Source organism: Mesorhizobium huakuii (genome assembly GCF_014189455.1).
GTDB lineage: Bacteria > Pseudomonadota > Alphaproteobacteria > Rhizobiales > Rhizobiaceae > Mesorhizobium > Mesorhizobium huakuii_A.
This window is the reverse complement of sequence record NZ_CP050296.1, coordinates 2202441-2217709: the sequence shown is the minus strand read 5'-3', so window position 1 is coordinate 2217709 and position 15269 is coordinate 2202441. Positions and strand designations below refer to the sequence as shown.

Here is a 15269-nt window from a genome sequence, read left to right as displayed (position 1 = left end):
TGGATTGGCGATTGGTGCGCACGCGCATGTTTTTCGGCTAGAGCAATTTCACTGTTTCACGGAAACAGCGAACTGCTCTATCTCTTTGTTTTGACGCAACTCCCAAGGGAAAGTGCTACGCACTTTTCCCGGGAAAACCGTTTCGCACTTTTCCTGGAGTTGCTCTAGTTTGTCCCGATGCCGGAACCTTGAGACGCACGGCGCGTTTGAAATCGAGCAATCACAAGGAGTTAAGCAATGGCAACCGCTGCAGGGAAGACCGCCAACGAAGCGCGGGCAAATTCGGACCTCGAAGCCGACATCCGTCAGTTGAAGGCCGATATCGACAAGCTTACCAAGCAGTTGGCCAAGACCGGTGAACATGGCTATGGCACCGCCCGCCGCGCGGCCACCGAGGGAGTCGAGCAATTGCGCGCGCAGGGTGAAGCTGCGTTTGACAGCCTTCGCGGCAGTGCCAAGGATATCGAGGCGCAGTTGCTGGCAAATGTTCGCGAAAAGCCGGTGACGTCGCTGGCGATCGCCGCCGGCGTTGGCTTCCTCTTCGCGCTGCTTGCGCGTCGCTAGTTCCGCCTGAGATGGGTCTGCTGGCATCCCTGCTCTCGGGTTTCGCCTCGGGTGAAACCATCGCCGCCATACGTCGCGCACGTACGGCGGCCATCGTGTATGCGATAGCCGCTTTGGCGGCACTTTGCGGCCTCGGCTTTCTGGTCGGGGCGGCCTATATCTGGGCCGCCGCCCGTTATGGATCATTCTCCGCGGCGCTTGGCTTCGGTGTCGGCTTCCTGGTGATCGCCGGCCTCGTGCTTCTGGTCCATCGGCTGATGTCCGGCGCCCGTGCCCGCAGCGAGGCAAGGCGGCGCAAAGCCGACATGAGGGCGCTCGGCATTACGGCGGCACTCGCCGTGCTGCCGGTATTGCTCAAGGGAAAAGGCGGCCTCGGTGTCATTCTGGGCCCGGCCGTGGCGCTCGCCGCCTATGCCATCTACCGCGAGAATGTGAAGCCCGACGATCCGGATGGCGGGGAGGGGAAATAACGCTGCCGCTCCCGATTATGATCCGTCACTTGGACAGATCCTCCAACGGCATCGATATTTCGGCGAAGACGCCTTCCGGCCGGAATTCATGGGTCACTTCGCTTGAAATGACCTTGGCCAGGCTGCGGCGGATGAGGATCGAGCCGAAGCCGTGGCGCTGCGGCGGGGCGACTGCCGGTCCGCCGCTTTCGCGCCAGGTCAACACCAGCCGACGGCTGCCCTTCCTGCCTTGTGTCTTCCAGTCGAGATCGACCTTGCCCGATGCAATCGACAGCGATCCATATTGCAGCGCGTTGCTGGCCAGTTCGTGCAGGATGAGTCCGAGGCCGACGGCCTGATCGGGCGACAGCAAGAGGTCGGCGCCGGAGATGGTGATGCGCGGCTGGTCGGCTGTGTCAAAGGGCCTGATCTCGATCTGGACGAGCTCGCGGATGCCGATGCCGCGCCACTCGCGGTCGGACAAGAGATTGTGGGCGATGCCCAGCGCCTGAAGACGGGCGCTGAAAGCTTCGAGGAATTCGCTCGGCTGGCGGGCATGGCGCACGGTCTGCGTCGCCAGCGCCTGGACGGTCGCCAGCGTGTTCTTGACGCGGTGGTTGAGCTCGCGCAGCAAAGTCGTTGCCGCTCGTCGCCGAGCTTGCGTTCGGAAATGTCGTAGTTGACGCCGAAGATCAGCGTCGGCTTGCCGTCGCCGTCGCGCTCGATGACGCGGCCGCGCGTGGCCACCCAACGTGGCGGATGAAAGCCCTTCACGCGGTATTCGCCAAAATAGTCGTCGCTGCCGGACAGGGCATCGCGGAAGCGGGTTTCGGTCTGGTAGACGTCGCGCGGATCGATGGCAGTCAGGATGTCGCGCGCCCGCAGACGGGTCGAGCGCGGCAGGTTGAACAGTTCCGACAGCCGGACATCGCATTCGATCATGTCGGTGCGGATATCCCATGCCCAGCTGGCAAGCGAGGCCGCGTCGAGCGCGATGGCCCGCCGCTTCTCCTCGCGCGCCAGGGCGGCCTCGGCGATGGCGCCGCTGCGGGTCGCGTCCTTCAAGGTGAACAGGCTGGCGGCAAGGCTGGCCAGCGTCTTCAACTGATCGAGCTTGGCGCCGGAGGGATAGGCGTGCGGCTTGCGATCGAGCACGCACAGCGTGCCGATCCTGGCACCCGCCACCACCATCGGCGCGCCGGCATAGAAGCGCACATGATGCTTGCCGGTCACCAGCGGGTTGGTTTTGAAGCGCGGGTCCGTCGTCGCGTCCGTCACCACCATGGGATCGTCGCCGGCGGCGATGGCGTGGGCACAGAAGGAGATGTCGGTCGCGGTCTCGGTCTGGTCGAGGCCAAAGCACGACTTAAACCATTGCCGTTCGAGATCGACCAGCGTGACCAGGGCGATCGGCGCCTGCATCACAGCCGCGGCAAGGCTGCTGATGCGGTCGAAATCCGGATCGGCCGCCGTATCCAGCATCTCCAGCCCGTGCAGCACGGCCAGCCGGTCTTCGGCATTGACCGCGAGCGCCACCTCGGCCGGCAGGCTCGCCCCTATTTCCGCCTTGCTGTTCACCCCAATCCCCAAATGCCCATGCCGGTCTTCGCCGTCTTGCCGATCCAACGGCCCATGGCAAGGTGGCATTCCCGGAACCATCCTAGCGAGGAACCGTTACCCGACCGTGATTTGCCGAAGGCGCCCACGGGCGCGGAGCGAGACAAGGACCGGCCATGGCCAAGATCATTCCCGAGGACAAAGCGCGTCAGGGGCGGTGGGGCTGGCACGGCCTGCGCATCCTGATCGCCGCGCTGCTTCTGGCCTTTGCTGCCTGGGGCATCGCCGAAATCTACGGTGAGGCGACCAAGACACCGGCGACGCAGCAGGGAAGCGCGCCGAGCGGCTAGATTTTCGGCCGTCATCGTTGGAGATCGCATCAGGCGGCCTTTGCCTCGGCAATGCTGGCCGGCACCAGGACATTCAGCGCGCCGGGCCGGATTTCGATCGTCGTCTCATGCTCGAGCCTGACCAGTTCGCCGTCCATGACGGCGCGGAATTTTCTGCTGCCGGAATGGATTTTCAGGACGGTGCGGTCAGCCTGATGGATTTCGACATGTTCATTGTCACGCCATTTGCCGCGCGCCACATTGAAGAGGAATTTCACCAGCTCGGCGCGCTGCTGCGCCACCGTGACATAGATGCCGAGCACGCCACCCGAAGGATTGTCCGCATAGGGCAGATGGCCCTCACCGAACAGATTGTTGGTGACGCCGATGCCTGAGATGCGCGTCGTCATCTCAGCCTTGCCGATGGTGAGCGTGACGTTCATCGCCGGCGGGTTCTTGATTGTCGCCCATGCCGCCTTGGCCGAAGCTCCGATCTTGCCCAGGCGCGAGCCGAATTCCATTCCCTGGCGCAGCTGCACCATCTTCGCATGCATGCCGATCGAGAATTGATGAATGAAGGGCCGGCCGTTGGCGGTGGCCACGTCGACGGCGATGATCTCACCATCAGCGAAGGATTTCAGCGCGGCATCGAGCGACTGCGGAATGCCGAGGCCGCGCGCAAACAGGTTCATGGTGCCGGCCGGCAAGATGGCAAGCGCCTTCTTCGTGCCCATCAGCCTCGCGGCCGCCGCTGAAATGGTTCCGTCGCCGCCACCCGCCAGCACCACATCGACGGCGCGGTGCGAAGCCGCGCTGTCGAGGCTTTCCACCACGTCCTTGCCGGCAACCACGTCAATGCTCAAGGAGTGGCCTGCCGCCTCCAGCGTCTGGCGCATCCTGTCGGAAAAAGCGGCGAGGTCGGTGGTGCGCAAGGTGCCCCCATCCCGGTTCAGCACCGCTGCAAATTTCATGCCCCGCTCCGTTGTTTCAGCCCAAGACGGCCGGAGGAGCCCAGCCGCAGGCTGAAACGTGGCGATGCGGGAAAGGTTCCGTTGGAAAGGTGCAATTCAACGCGGGTTCACCAACCGCCCGCGCAACTGCTGCGTGTTTTTCCGACGCGAAATCCACGCCAGTTTTGTCGGAACAACGGCATGGTCACGACGTTGTGAACCCGTGGAGATGCCGCGCCCGATCTTCCCAGCAACGGTTCAATCGGGCGCGGCGCGCATGAAATCACGCACCAGGAGAGACTATCATGATACGCACTCTTTTAGCCACGACCGCACTCGCAACGTTGATCGCGACGGGCGCCTTTGCGCAGACCGCGACGACCCCGGCTCCGGCCGACGCTCCTGCCGTTCAGGCGCCGGCCGCAGCCGCTCCGGTGGCGCACGCCGAAGGCAGTATCGTCACCAACATCATCGGCGAATCCGTCTATAACGGCACAGGCGACGACGCCGAGAACATCGGCAAGGTCAGCGATGTCGTCTTCGACAAGGACGGCATGGCAAAATCGGTTGTCATTGGCGTCGGCGGCTTCCTTGGCGTCGGCACTAAGAATGTCGCGTTCGACTATGACAAGCTGCAGTGGGCCGAAAAGAACGGCGACCGCTGGCTGGTTGCCCAGACCACCAAGGACGAACTGACGGCGCATCCTGAGTTTGACAGCAAGCCCTATGGCGCCGCGCCGGCTCCTGCCACTTCCACCGACGCGGCAGCACCGGCAGCTCCTGCGACGACGGATACCGCGCAGGCTCCTGCCGCCGCCTCCGCCGAACCGGTGAAGCGTGGTGATGGCAACCTTGCCACCAACATCATTGGCGAGACCGTCTACAACGGCACCAGCGATGACGCGCAGAACATCGGCAGCGTCAATGACATCGTGCTTAACAAGGAAGGCAAGGCGGAATCGCTGGTCATCGGCGTCGGTGGTTTCCTTGGCCTCGGCGCCAAGAATGTCACCTATGATTTCAGCAAGGCGCAGTGGGCGGAGAAGAACGGCGACCGCTGGCTGGTGGCGCAGACCACCAAGGAAGAGCTGCAGGCGCAGCCGGATTTCAACCGCAAGGCCTATGACCCGGTGCCGGCAACGACGGCATCCAACGAACCGGCGGCAACCGCGCCAGCCGCTCCTGCTGCCGCTCCGGCTGACAAGACAGCTGCTACGCCTGATGCCATTGCCCCTGATCAGACTCAGACGGCTGCCATCGACAAGTCCGCTCTGACCGAGATGCCGGTTGGAGAAATCAGAGGTGACGATCTGAAGGGTGCGACGGTCTACGGCGCCAACGACGCCAAGGTCGGGGAGATCGGCGATGTCGTACTGACGCCCGACAAGAAGACCGACGCGGTGATCGTCAATGTCGGAGGCTTCCTTGGCATCGGCGAGAAGGAGGTGGCGGTCGGTCTGGATAATCTCAAATTCATGACCGACAAGGACGGCAAGAAATATCTCTACACCACCTTCACCAAGGAACAGCTCGAGGCACAGCCTGCCTATGACAAGGGCAGCTATGCCGAGAAGCGCGACCAGCAGCGGTTGATTGTGAAGTAGGGCAGTAGGGCAGTAGGGCAGCGGCGTCGGTGCCGGTGTATCCAAACTCCTGCCTTACTGCCTTACGCCTTCACTCCCTCACTGCCTTACTCACATGTCCCACCACGCCATTGTCCGTTAACTCCGCCAGCGCCAGTGACTGGTCGAGATGTTCGGCCCGCCAGGCGAGAAGCCGTTCGGCGAATTCCAGACGGGTGGACAGATGCGCGGGGCTGGTGGCGAGGTTGGTCAGTTCGCCAGGGTCGGTCTCGACGTTGAAAAGCAAGGGTGGCAAGCCGCCGCCGAAATGCACGTATTTGAATTTTTTGGTGCGGATGACAGCCAGGTTGCACTGGCGAGAGGCAATGCCGAAATGCGCTTCGGCCTCGCCATCGGCGATCGAGCGGAAGTCGAACTCCCAATGCGCGGCGTCGCGCCAGATAGCGGGGGTTCCGCCGCTCAGGAATGGTTTGAGCGACCATCCGTCGAGATGTGGTTCGGGCGGCTCGCCAAGCAGGTCTATAAGCGTGGGCAAGATGTCTACCGCTTCGGTGAAGCGATCGACCGTGCCGCCGGCAGCCTTTGCCATGCCGCGGATCGCGAATGATCAGCGGGATATGGTAGCTGCCATCGAAGTAGCCGCCCTTGCCCAGCATGAAATGATCGCCCATCATCTCGGCGTGATCCGAGGTGAGAACGATGATTGTGTCGTCCCACGCGCCCGAAGCCTTGAGCGCCTGCCATACCAGGCCAAGCTTTGCGTCGACCTCCGAGATCATGCCGTAATAAATCGCCCGGATGCGGCGGAAATCATCCTCGCTCCAGTCGTGCACCTTGCCCGCGGCGCCGGGGCGGAATTTCGCGCGTTTCTGCCGGCTGAGATCATAGGCGAGATAGGGATGGCTTTGCGCTTCGGCCCGCCAGCTCTCCGCACGGTGAAAGGCCGGGCCGTCGGCTGGATCGTATTGTGTGTTGTAGGGCTCCGGTACGATGAACGGTGGATGCGGGCTGATGAAGGAAAGATGCGCGAACCAGGGCGTGGCCTGCTCCTGCTCGCCGAGCCAGCGGCGAAACTCGCCGACAAGGAAAGCCGCCGGCGTCTGGTCTTTCGAATAGATCGGCGGTGCCTCGGTCACGGCGTCGCCGCTGTCGTCCTCGTCTACGGGACGGTGGATGCCTGGAAATCCGGCGCTGGCATCGATGCCCTGCTGCTTCAGCCAGGACAGCCACTGCTTCTGGTGCTCCGGCAGCAGCTGGCGCGCCGTGAATCCCGGCAGCACGCCTTCATAGCTTTTCAGCCTTGGATCACGGGGGTGCCAGCAGGCGTGGATCGAGCGACACGTCGGTATAGCCGAACAGCGTCGGATCGTAGCCGATGCTGCGCGCGTGCTGCGCGATGTTGCCATGACGGGCGTCGAGCGGTGAGCCGTTGCGGCAAACGCGGTTGTTCATCTGATAGAGGCCGGTGTAGAGGCAGGCGCGCGCCGGCGAACAGGGTGCGGCGCCGCCATAGTGGCGCCTGAACAGCACGCCCTCGGCGGCCAGCGCGTCGGCGTTGGGCGTCTTCACCACGGGATGGCCGGCAGCCGACAGGCAATCACCGCGCCACTGGTCGCAAGCGATCAGGAGAACATTCGGGCGCCTGGCTTTTCCTGTCACTCGCGATACCTTTCGCTGGTTGGTCGAATGCCATTCATGGAACCGATTCCATCAAGGGCGCAAGGCCGCCCGTGTTAGTCGATTGGTGAACAAATTTCTTTCCATCGTTCACTTTTACAGCACAGTCCATTCTGTGTTTGCCGCCTTTGCCGCAAGCATGGGTGTCCTCATATTGGCGTGGACAGCGGCGAGGGCCGCACAAACACCAAGGGAAGGAGCAAGACAATGCTCGACCAGATCAAGGGCCTGCATCACGTCACCTCGATGGCCAGGGATGCGCGCCAGAACAATGATTTCTTCACCCACAAGCTCGGCCTGCGCCGGGTCAAAAAGACAGTCAATTTCGACGCGCCCGACGTCTACCACCTCTATTATGGCGACGAGGCTGGCACGCCGGGTTCGGTTATGACCTATTTTCCGTTTCCCAACATCGGCAAGGGCCGTCACGGCGTCGGCGAAGTCGGCACCACGGTCTACTCGGTGCCGGAAGGCACGCTCGCCTATTGGGAAAAGCGCTTCGCCGACGAAGGTGTGAGCGGTGTTTCCCGCGAGGAGAGTTTCGGTGAGAAGCGGCTCAGATTTGCCGGTCCTGACGGCGACGGTTTCGCGCTTGTCGAGGACAAGGCCGATAGCAGAACGCCATGGGCCAAAGGCGGCATCCCGACTGACGAGGCGATCCGCGGCTTTCACTCGGTTTCGCTCAGGCTGAAGGATGGCGGCGCCACCGAGGAGCTGTTGAAATTCATGGGCTACGAGGAAGTCGACAAATCGGGCAATGTCAGACGGCTTGCCATGAAGAACGGCAGTGGTGCCGATGTCGTCGACATCGAATCGCTGCCGACCGCAGCCTTCGCCGATCTCGGTGCCGGCTCGGTCCACCACGTCGCCTTCGCCGTCGAGAACCGCGCCAAGCAGCTCGAAGTGCGCAAGGCGTTGATGGACACAGGCTATGGGGTGACGCCGGTGATCGACCGCGACTATTTCTGGGCGATCTATTTCCGCACGCCGGGCGGCGTGCTGTTCGAAGTCGCCACCAATGAGCCGGGGTTCGACAGGGATGAGGACACCGCGCATCTGGGCGAAGCGCTGAAGCTGCCGACGCAGCACCAGCATTTGCGGCCCTATCTCGAACAGCACCTGCAGAAGCTGGAAGGCTAAGACCATGAGCAAGGACGCTTACATCCACAAGGTGCTGCCCGGTTCGCCGGGCGGTCCCTTGCTTTTCGTCTTCCACGGCACCGGCGGTGACGAGAGCCAGCTTCTGTCGCCAGGGCGCGATCTCGTGCCCCAGGCCACCATCATCTCGCCACGCGGCGATGTGTCCGAATACGGTGCGGCGCGCTTCTTTCGTCGCACCGGCGAGGGTGTCTACGACATGGACGATCTGGCGCGGGCAACGGACAAGATGGTGGCCTTCGTCAAGGCGCATGTCGAAGCGGCGAAGCCCTCGGCGGTGCTTGGCCTCGGCTATTCCAACGGTGCCAACATACTGGCCTCGGTGGTGTTCGCCGAGCCCGGGCTGTTCGACGCCACGGTGCTGATGCATCCGCTGATCCCGTTCGAACCGCAGGTCAAGGGCAGCCTCGCCGGCCGCCACATGTTGCTGACCGCCGGCAAGCGCGATCCGATCTGCCCGCCGAACCTGACGACGCGGCTCGAGGCCTATTTGCGTGCCGATGGCGCCGATGTCACAGTGGAGTGGCACGAAGGCGGGCACGAGGTGCGGCCAAATGAAATCGAAGCGGCCCGGCGGCTCTTTGCCGGCGTCGCTCAAGGAGTTTAGACATGCCCGACCAACTGCCCGAAATCGAACTGGAAGCCCGCGGCTCCAAAGGGCGCTATGTGCTGCGTGGCCCCGGCGGCGCCGAGGCCGAGATGACCTTCACCAAGATCGGCGAACACCAGATCATCATCGACCACACCGAAGTGCCGGACGCGTTTCGCGGCCAGGGCGCCGGGCTTCGGCTCGTCACCCGCGCTGTCGAGGATGCGCGCGCGGCGGGCAAGAAGATCATCCCGCTTTGCCCGTTCGCCAACGCCCAGTTCCGCCGCCACGCGGAATGGGCTGACGTGCTGAAGCAGTAGGTGCAGGCACGTCATCGATAGGCTGCAGCGGGGGGATAAAGGGGTAGTCCCCGCTGCCGGCTGGCTTTGTCATTTGCCGCGACCGGATATCTTGCCTAGATATGATATCTCGCCGTGCCGACAAACGAACTGAATGATCCCCCTATGACCGAAACCGACCTCGTCCCCGTCTTCGACGGCCACAACGATACGCTGCTCAGGCTGTATCAGTCGAAGGACACGGACGTCGAAAAGCTGTTCGTCGAAGGCAAGTCGGGCGGCCATATCGACCTGCCGCGCGCCAAGGCGGGCGGCTTTGCCGGCGGCATGTTCGCGATCTTTCCGCCGCCGGTCGAGAAGGCCAGGCGCAGCGCCGTACCCTCGGCACCGAGCGACAGCGAGCCGCTGCCGCCGGAGGTGCCGCGCGCCGATGCGCTGAACTCGACGATCGCGATGGCCTCGATCCTGTTCCGGCTGGAACGGGCCGGGGCTCTGGCCGTCTGCCGCACTGCCGGCGACATACACAACGCCATGGCCAAAGGCACGATCGCCGCGGTTTTCCACATCGAGGGCGTCGAGGCGATCGATCCCGAACTGACCATGCTCGACGTGCTGCATGCCGCCGGCCTGCGTTCGCTCGGTATCGTCTGGAGCCGGCCGAACGCCTTCGGCAACGGCGTGCCGTTCCGCTTTCCGTCCTCGCCGGACACCGGCCCGGGGCTGACCGATGCCGGCAAGGCGCTGGTCAAGGCCTGCAATCAGCTGAAGATCATGATCGACCTCTCGCACCTCAACGAGAAAGGTTTTCGCGACGTGGTTGCGCTTAGTGATGCACCACTGGTCGCCACCCACTCCAACGTGCATGCGCTCTGCACCCATTCGCGCAATCTCACCGACTGGCAGCTCGGCGCCATCCGCGAGTCCGGCGGCATGGTCGGGCTGAACTTCGCGACCGGCTTCCTGCGCGAGGACGGCCGCATGAATGCCGACACCAGCCTCGACATCATGGTGCGTCATGTCGATTCCCTGCTGCAGGCGCTGGGTGAGGACGGCGTCGGCCTCGGCTCCGATTTCGACGGCGCCATGATCCCGGCCGTCATCGGCGACGTCGCCGGCCTGCCGAAGCTGATCGATGCGTTGGCCGCGCGTGGTTTCGGCCGGGCGCTGATCGAGAAGATCGCTTACCGCAACTGGTTGAGCATGCTCGAAAGAACCATTGGATAGCGCGCAGGCGCTACTCGAAACCCATCCTTTTCAGCCAGTCCTTGCCGATGCCGCGGTCGCGGATGATCGGCAGCGGGTTCTCTGAGTCCAGCCGCGCGCAGATGCGGTAGACTTCGAGTGTCTCGGCACTCATCTCGTCGCGCTTGTAGAAGAACATGGCGGCGGCATAGCGCGTGCGGCCGGACCATTTTTCGCCGAGCGGCGTGTTGACCAGCTGCCACTGCTCGGCCGCTTCCAGCTCCGCTTCGTCGGCCATGGTCAGAAATCCGCCGGCGGATTGGCGGTGCGGCGATCGAGCTTGATGAAGGGCCGTGGCATCACCTTGGCCCGCTTCATCAGCTTCTGATACTGCAGCTCGCGCATGGCGTAGATCTCGACCCAGAGGTCTTCCACGACAGTATCACCATAGGGCCGCGCCAGCGAGGCGATGGCGATGTTGCGCTTGGCCATCGGCGACCACATGGCGGCACTGACCAGGCCGACCTCCTGATGCTTCTTGTGATAGACGATGGCGTGTTCGGCCGGGATGTTGCCTTCGATCTCCAGCCCGACCAGCACATGGCGCAGCTTGCGTTTGGCGCGCGCTTCGAGGATGGCGCTGCGGCCGTTGAAATGGGCTTTCTCCGGATCGATCATGAAGCCGAGACCGATCTCATCGGGCCTGCGCAAGCGGTCGGCGCGGATGGCATGCTCGGCGGTGGTGAAGTCGGCATTGGCGACGATCAGCCCGGCCTCGAGCCGGGCACGATTGAGTGCGGTATAGCCGATGGCGCGGATGCCGCGTAGCTCGCCCGCTGTCATCAACCGGTCCCACAGGCTCAGCGCCTTGTCGGCCGGCACGAACAGTTCGTAGCCGAGATCGCCGGTGAAGCCGGTGCGCGAGATGGTGACGGTTGCGCCGTCGTGCGAGAAATCCGCAAGGTCGAAAACCCTGAGCTTCTCGACACCAGCGAAGCCGGCATCGCGCAGCACGGCGAAGGAGGTTGGACCTTGCAGCGCGAGCCCGGCGACGGCCTCGGTTTCTTCTTCGACGGTGACGTTGAATCCAATAGCACTGTCGAGCAGCCACGGCAGATGACGCTCTTGCGAACAGAGGCGGAAGCGGGTCGGCGAGAGGCGGAACAGCGTGCCGTCGTCGAGGACAAAACCCTCGTCATCACACCATGCGGTGTAGTGGACGCGGCCGGGTTTGAGTTTGGTGACGTCGCGCAAGGTGACGCGGTCGAGGAAGGCTTCGGCGTCCGGCCCCTCGATCCGGTATTTGATCATCGGCGAGATGTCGAGCAGCGCCGCCTGGCTGCGGATGGCGAAATATTCGAGCTCCTCGTCCCACAGCGAATGCGGCGCACGATAGCCGGCCCAATTGTACCAGTCCTGGGTTTTGGCCAGCGCATCGAGGCGCGGCTGGAACGGCGTGCCGAGGCGCAGCGTGCGGAAATGACCTTGCGCGGCGATGCGGGCGGAAACGGTCGCGTCGGCCGTCTTTGCAGCGGGCTTTTTCCTGGTTGCCTGGGCCATGATCTATCCCTTCATCGCAATGATGCGTCGCGCGGCATTGAGCCCTGGTGCACCGGAGACACCGCCGCCGGGATGCGAGCCGGCGCCGGCCAGGAACAGTCCTTCGAGCGGCGTGTCGTAGCCCGACCAGCCGGAGACGGGGCGCGAGATCAGCATTTGGTCGGCCTGTAGCTCGCCATGGTGCCAGTGGCCGCCGGGCATGCGATAGCGCGCCTCGATATCGGCCGGTGTCAGCAGCTCGGCATGGAGGACGCTCTTGCCGATGCCAGGCGCATGAGCCTCGAGCTGCGCCATGACAACCTTGAGGAATTTCGGCTTGCCGGCAGCCCAGCCTTCCTTCAAGGCGTAGGGCGCGTATTGCACCACCGCCGAGAGCACACAGGCGCCGTCAGGCGCCAGCGATGGATCGGCAAGACTGGGCAGGGTGATCTCCATCACCGGCTCGGGTGAGAATTCGCCATATTTGCATGGGTTGAAAGCGCGCTCGACATGATCGGGCGAGGGCGCAATGACCAGCCGGCCCTTGTGAGCGGCGGCATCGGCACCGGTGAACTGTGGCGGCCGGTCGAGCGCCAGATGCAGCTTGGCGGTATCGCCCTTCATGCGGATGTTTTTCACCTTGCGCACGAAACCGGTGTCGATCTCGCGCGGGCCGACAAGCTCGAGGAAAGTGGTCGCCGGATTGATGGCGGAGACAATGGTCCTGGCGCGCAACTCCTCACCCGTGTCGAGCGCGACGCCGACGGCGCGGCCTTTCTCGACGATGATTTTTGCTGCGGTAACCGAGGTGCGGATGGTGACATCGGCCTTCTCCGCCGCGGCGCGAATGGCGGCGACGACGGCGCCCATGCCGCCTTGCGGCACGACCTGTGCACCGGCCGCTCCGCCCGTCTCGCCGGCCAGGCGATAGTAGAGACCGAGCAACGAGGTCGGCGAGCGCGGGCCGAGATGGCTGCCGAGCGTCGCGTCGAAGGCGAGCAGGCCTTTCAGCCTGTCATCCCTGAGCTGTTCGTCGAGCAGGTCGGCGACGTTCATCAAGAGCACGCGCAGGAAGTCACGCATATCCTCCTTGCCGAGCTTCTTCAGCGCCAGCGCAGTCTGGCCGAGGACAGCGGTCTCAAGCAGCGACATGCCGGCAAGATCGGGGGCGCGTCGGGAGAGGAACGGTTTCAGGATGCCGGCATAGCGAAGCAGCTGCGCACGCAGTTCCTTCCAGGCCGACTGCTCGGAGGAACTGGCGCCGGTCAGCACCTCGCCATAGGCGCCATGCAGCATCAGCGCCGGGCCGTCTTTTGACAGCGCCACAGACGGCAGGAAGTCCGTGCGGGCAAATTGCAGCCCATGCTTCTCCAACTCCAACGTCTTCACCACATCGGGATGCAGGCGGTTCAGAAGATGAGCGATCGAGGAGATGCGGAAGCCGGGGGCGAATTCCTCGGTGCGTGCGGCACCGCCGACTTCGCTGCCCGCTTCCAGCACCAGCACCTTGTGGCCGGCTTTGGCCAGCGTGGCGGCGGCGACGAGGCCGTTGTGGCCGCCGCCGATGACGATTGCATCAAATGACGTCATGGGCTGGGCTCATATGCGAGGTGGATTTGGCGAGATCGCGCAGGATTTCGGCGGCGGCATTGCGGCCGGGCGCGCCCATGACACCGCCGCCGGGATGGGTCGAGGAGCCGCACATATAAAGGCCACCCACCGGCGAGCGGTATTGCGCGTAGCCCGGCACAGGCCGGTTGAACAGAAGCTGGTCGAAGGTCAGTTCGCCCTGAAAAATGTTGCCTTCGGTGAGCCCGACCTCGGCCTCGATCTCACGCGGCGTGCGCACTTCCATGTGGACGATGCGGTCGCGGAAGCCGGGTGAGTATTCGGCGATTTGCGCAATCACGCTTTCGGCGAAGCCGTTGCGGTCGGCATCGGTCCATTCTCGGCCGTTCACCTTGGGCGGCGCGTATTGCACGAAGCAGCTCATGAAGTGCTTGCCCGGCGGCGCCATGGTCGGGTCGAGCGTCGTCGGGATCACCATGTCGAGGAAGGGGTCGGCCGACCAGCGCCCGGCCTTCCAGTCGTCATAGGCGCGCTCCATGCGCTCCATCGAATCGGTGAAATGCATGTCGCCGCGATAGACAGGCGAATCCTTCGGCAGCGCCGGGAATTCCGGCAGCGAATCGAGTGCGATGTTGACCTTGCCGGAGGAGCCGCGGATCTTGAAGTTTCTCACCCGGCGCAGAAAGATGTCGGGCAGTTCCTTCTCCTCGACCAGCTTCAGGAAGGTGCGCTTCACGTCGGCATTGGAGACGACGAGCTTGCCATAGATCTCCTCGCCGCCAGCCAGCACCACGCCCTTGGCCTTGCCGCGGCTCACCAGCACATGGTCGACCTCGGCGCCGGTGCGGATCGTGCCGCCCGAGGCCTTGAACGACGCTGCGAGCGCCTTGGTGACCGCGCCCATGCCGCCGCGCGCATAGCCCCAGGCACCGACCGAGCCGTCGACCTCACCCATATAGTGGTGCAGCAGCACGTAAGCCGTGCCGGGCGACATCGGCCCGAGCGCGGTGCCGATGATGCCGGACAAAGCGAAGTTTGCCTTGATGACATCGGTCTCGAAATACTCGTCGAGGAACTCCGAGATCGACATGGTCCAGAAGCGCAGCGTCAGTGCCATTTCTTCCGCCGACAGGCCTGCGAACTTTTGCCGAGATAGAGCAACTCGCCGAGGTCGCGCGGCTTGAGGCTGGTCGGGTCGGGCGCGGTGCGCATCAAAAGCGGCTGGATGAAGCGGCACTGCCGTGTCACGTCGCGGGCGTAGCGGTCATAGGCTTCGGCGTCGCGCCTGGAGAAGCGCGCGAATTCGCGCCGGTGCGCGTCATGGTCGCGGTAGTTGGCGAGATAGTCGCCGTCGCGAGTGAACACCGCGCCGCCTTCGTAGGAAATGACCTGCAGGCCGAAGCGCGGCAGTTCGAGGTCGCGCATGATTTCCGGGCGGAACAGCGAGCAGACATAGGAGCAGTTGGAATAGAGGAAACCCGGCGTCAGCTCGCGGCTGGTGGCAGCACCCCCGACCCAGCCGTTCTTCTCCACCACCAGCACATCGAGCCCGGCGCGTTGCAGGTAGCAGGCGTTGACCAGGCCGTTGTGTCCGCCGCCGATGATGATCGCGTCCCAAGCTTTCATTGTGGCCCAGTCTCTTTGTTTCTTCGCAATTCCCAAGGGAAAGCTCTGTGCGGTTTCCCGGGAAAGCCGCTCACACTTTTCCTGGAATTGCTCTGTGCGACCCGCTGTTCATTTTGCGTGATCTGTTCCCGAATGAGCGGAATTTGGCACGGTATCGGCCATTCTGTCCAGCTATTCTGAATGAATGTTCAACAAATG

At 63.6% G+C, this 15269-nt stretch carries 12 protein-coding genes and 3 pseudogenes; 8 read left to right on the top strand and 7 right to left on the bottom strand.

Going from position 1 to position 15269, the window contains the following annotated elements; genetic code table 11:
• The first annotated feature begins 237 nt into the window (after positions 1–237).
• Together HB778_RS10815 and HB778_RS10810 are read left to right on the top strand one after the other, a co-directional pair.
• Positions 238–564 (top strand): DUF883 family protein, encoded by a 327-nt coding sequence (locus tag HB778_RS10815; protein WP_069090305.1) that lies wholly within the window; start codon positions 238–240, stop codon positions 562–564.
• Between the two features lie 11 nt (positions 565–575).
• Complete coding sequence (locus tag HB778_RS10810) at positions 576–1034, top strand: hypothetical protein (protein ID WP_183463711.1); 459 nt, start codon at positions 576–578, stop codon at positions 1032–1034.
• A 25-nt stretch (positions 1035–1059) separates the two neighbouring features.
• Here HB778_RS10810 and HB778_RS10805 read toward each other — a convergent pair.
• Positions 1060–2591 (bottom strand): annotated as a pseudogene (locus tag HB778_RS10805) (sensor histidine kinase).
• Positions 2592–2746: 155 nt separating this feature from the next.
• On the opposite strand from HB778_RS10805, the gene HB778_RS10800 reads away from it, so the two are divergent.
• Positions 2747–2920, top strand: a complete 174-nt coding sequence (locus HB778_RS10800; RefSeq protein WP_095201314.1) for a hypothetical protein — start codon at positions 2747–2749, stop codon at positions 2918–2920.
• Positions 2921–2949: 29 nt separating this feature from the next.
• Here HB778_RS10800 and HB778_RS10795 read toward each other — a convergent pair whose 3' ends face one another.
• Positions 2950–3870 carry a diacylglycerol/lipid kinase family protein gene (locus HB778_RS10795; RefSeq protein WP_183463709.1) on the bottom strand — a complete coding sequence of 307 codons (921 nt, stop codon included), beginning with the start codon at positions 3868–3870 and terminating at the stop codon, positions 2950–2952.
• A 284-nt stretch (positions 3871–4154) separates the two neighbouring features.
• On the opposite strand from HB778_RS10795, the gene HB778_RS10790 reads away from it, so the two are divergent.
• Complete coding sequence (locus HB778_RS10790) at positions 4155–5453, top strand: PRC-barrel domain-containing protein (protein ID WP_183463707.1); 1299 nt, start codon at positions 4155–4157, stop codon at positions 5451–5453.
• A 70-nt stretch (positions 5454–5523) separates the two neighbouring features.
• Here HB778_RS10790 and HB778_RS10785 read toward each other — a convergent pair.
• Positions 5524–7091 (bottom strand): annotated as a pseudogene (locus HB778_RS10785) (alkaline phosphatase family protein).
• Between the two features lie 225 nt (positions 7092–7316).
• Between HB778_RS10785 and HB778_RS10780 the strand changes: the two are divergent.
• From HB778_RS10780 to HB778_RS10765, 4 genes are all read left to right on the top strand, one after another.
• Positions 7317–8249, top strand: a complete 933-nt coding sequence (locus HB778_RS10780; RefSeq protein WP_183463705.1) for a VOC family protein — start codon at positions 7317–7319, stop codon at positions 8247–8249.
• A 4-nt stretch (positions 8250–8253) separates the two neighbouring features.
• Positions 8254–8874 carry an alpha/beta hydrolase gene (locus HB778_RS10775; RefSeq protein WP_183463703.1) on the top strand — a complete coding sequence of 207 codons (621 nt, stop codon included), beginning with the start codon at positions 8254–8256 and terminating at the stop codon, positions 8872–8874.
• 2 nt (positions 8875–8876) lie between these two features.
• Positions 8877–9176 (top strand): GNAT family N-acetyltransferase, encoded by a 300-nt coding sequence (locus HB778_RS10770; RefSeq protein WP_183463701.1) that lies wholly within the window; start codon positions 8877–8879, stop codon positions 9174–9176.
• Positions 9177–9320: 144 nt separating this feature from the next.
• Positions 9321–10379, top strand: a complete 1059-nt coding sequence (locus HB778_RS10765; protein WP_183463699.1) for a dipeptidase — start codon at positions 9321–9323, stop codon at positions 10377–10379.
• A 10-nt stretch (positions 10380–10389) separates the two neighbouring features.
• Here the strand turns inward: HB778_RS10765 and HB778_RS10760 are convergent, their stop codons facing one another.
• The 4 genes and pseudogenes from HB778_RS10760 to HB778_RS10745 all read right to left on the bottom strand — a co-directional run bounded on the left by HB778_RS10760 (position 10390) and on the right by HB778_RS10745 (position 15071).
• A complete protein-coding gene (locus HB778_RS10760) occupies positions 10390–10635 on the bottom strand; it encodes a hypothetical protein (RefSeq protein ID WP_095201322.1) in 246 nt (81 codons plus the stop codon).
• A gap of 2 nt (positions 10636–10637) precedes the next feature.
• Positions 10638–11897 carry an aminomethyltransferase family protein gene (locus tag HB778_RS10755; RefSeq protein ID WP_183463698.1) on the bottom strand — a complete coding sequence of 420 codons (1260 nt, stop codon included), beginning with the start codon at positions 11895–11897 and terminating at the stop codon, positions 10638–10640.
• A 3-nt stretch (positions 11898–11900) separates the two neighbouring features.
• Positions 11901–13466, bottom strand: a complete 1566-nt coding sequence (locus HB778_RS10750) for a phytoene desaturase family protein (RefSeq protein ID WP_183463696.1) — start codon at positions 13464–13466, stop codon at positions 11901–11903.
• A pseudogene (locus HB778_RS10745) lies at positions 13453–15071 on the bottom strand (phytoene desaturase family protein). The gene HB778_RS10750 and the pseudogene HB778_RS10745 overlap by 14 nt, the downstream one beginning before the upstream one ends.
• Positions 15072–15269: the final 198 nt, after the last annotated feature.

Coding starts and splice junctions, on each gene's coding strand:
- HB778_RS10795 (WP_183463709.1), bottom strand. CDS start 3,870: ATGAAATTTGCAGCGGTGCTGAACCGGGATGGGGGCACCTTGCGCACC.
- HB778_RS10810 (WP_183463711.1), top strand. CDS start 576: ATGGGTCTGCTGGCATCCCTGCTCTCGGGTTTCGCCTCGGGTGAAACC.
- HB778_RS10775 (WP_183463703.1), top strand. CDS start 8,254: ATGAGCAAGGACGCTTACATCCACAAGGTGCTGCCCGGTTCGCCGGGC.
- HB778_RS10765 (WP_183463699.1), top strand. CDS start 9,321: ATGACCGAAACCGACCTCGTCCCCGTCTTCGACGGCCACAACGATACG.
- HB778_RS10760 (WP_095201322.1), bottom strand. CDS start 10,635: ATGGCCGACGAAGCGGAGCTGGAAGCGGCCGAGCAGTGGCAGCTGGTC.
- HB778_RS10750 (WP_183463696.1), bottom strand. CDS start 13,466: ATGACGTCATTTGATGCAATCGTCATCGGCGGCGGCCACAACGGCCTC.
- HB778_RS10770 (WP_183463701.1), top strand. CDS start 8,877: ATGCCCGACCAACTGCCCGAAATCGAACTGGAAGCCCGCGGCTCCAAA.
- HB778_RS10780 (WP_183463705.1), top strand. CDS start 7,317: ATGCTCGACCAGATCAAGGGCCTGCATCACGTCACCTCGATGGCCAGG.
- HB778_RS10755 (WP_183463698.1), bottom strand. CDS start 11,897: ATGGCCCAGGCAACCAGGAAAAAGCCCGCTGCAAAGACGGCCGACGCG.
- HB778_RS10815 (WP_069090305.1), top strand. CDS start 238: ATGGCAACCGCTGCAGGGAAGACCGCCAACGAAGCGCGGGCAAATTCG.
- HB778_RS10800 (WP_095201314.1), top strand. CDS start 2,747: ATGGCCAAGATCATTCCCGAGGACAAAGCGCGTCAGGGGCGGTGGGGC.
- HB778_RS10790 (WP_183463707.1), top strand. CDS start 4,155: ATGATACGCACTCTTTTAGCCACGACCGCACTCGCAACGTTGATCGCG.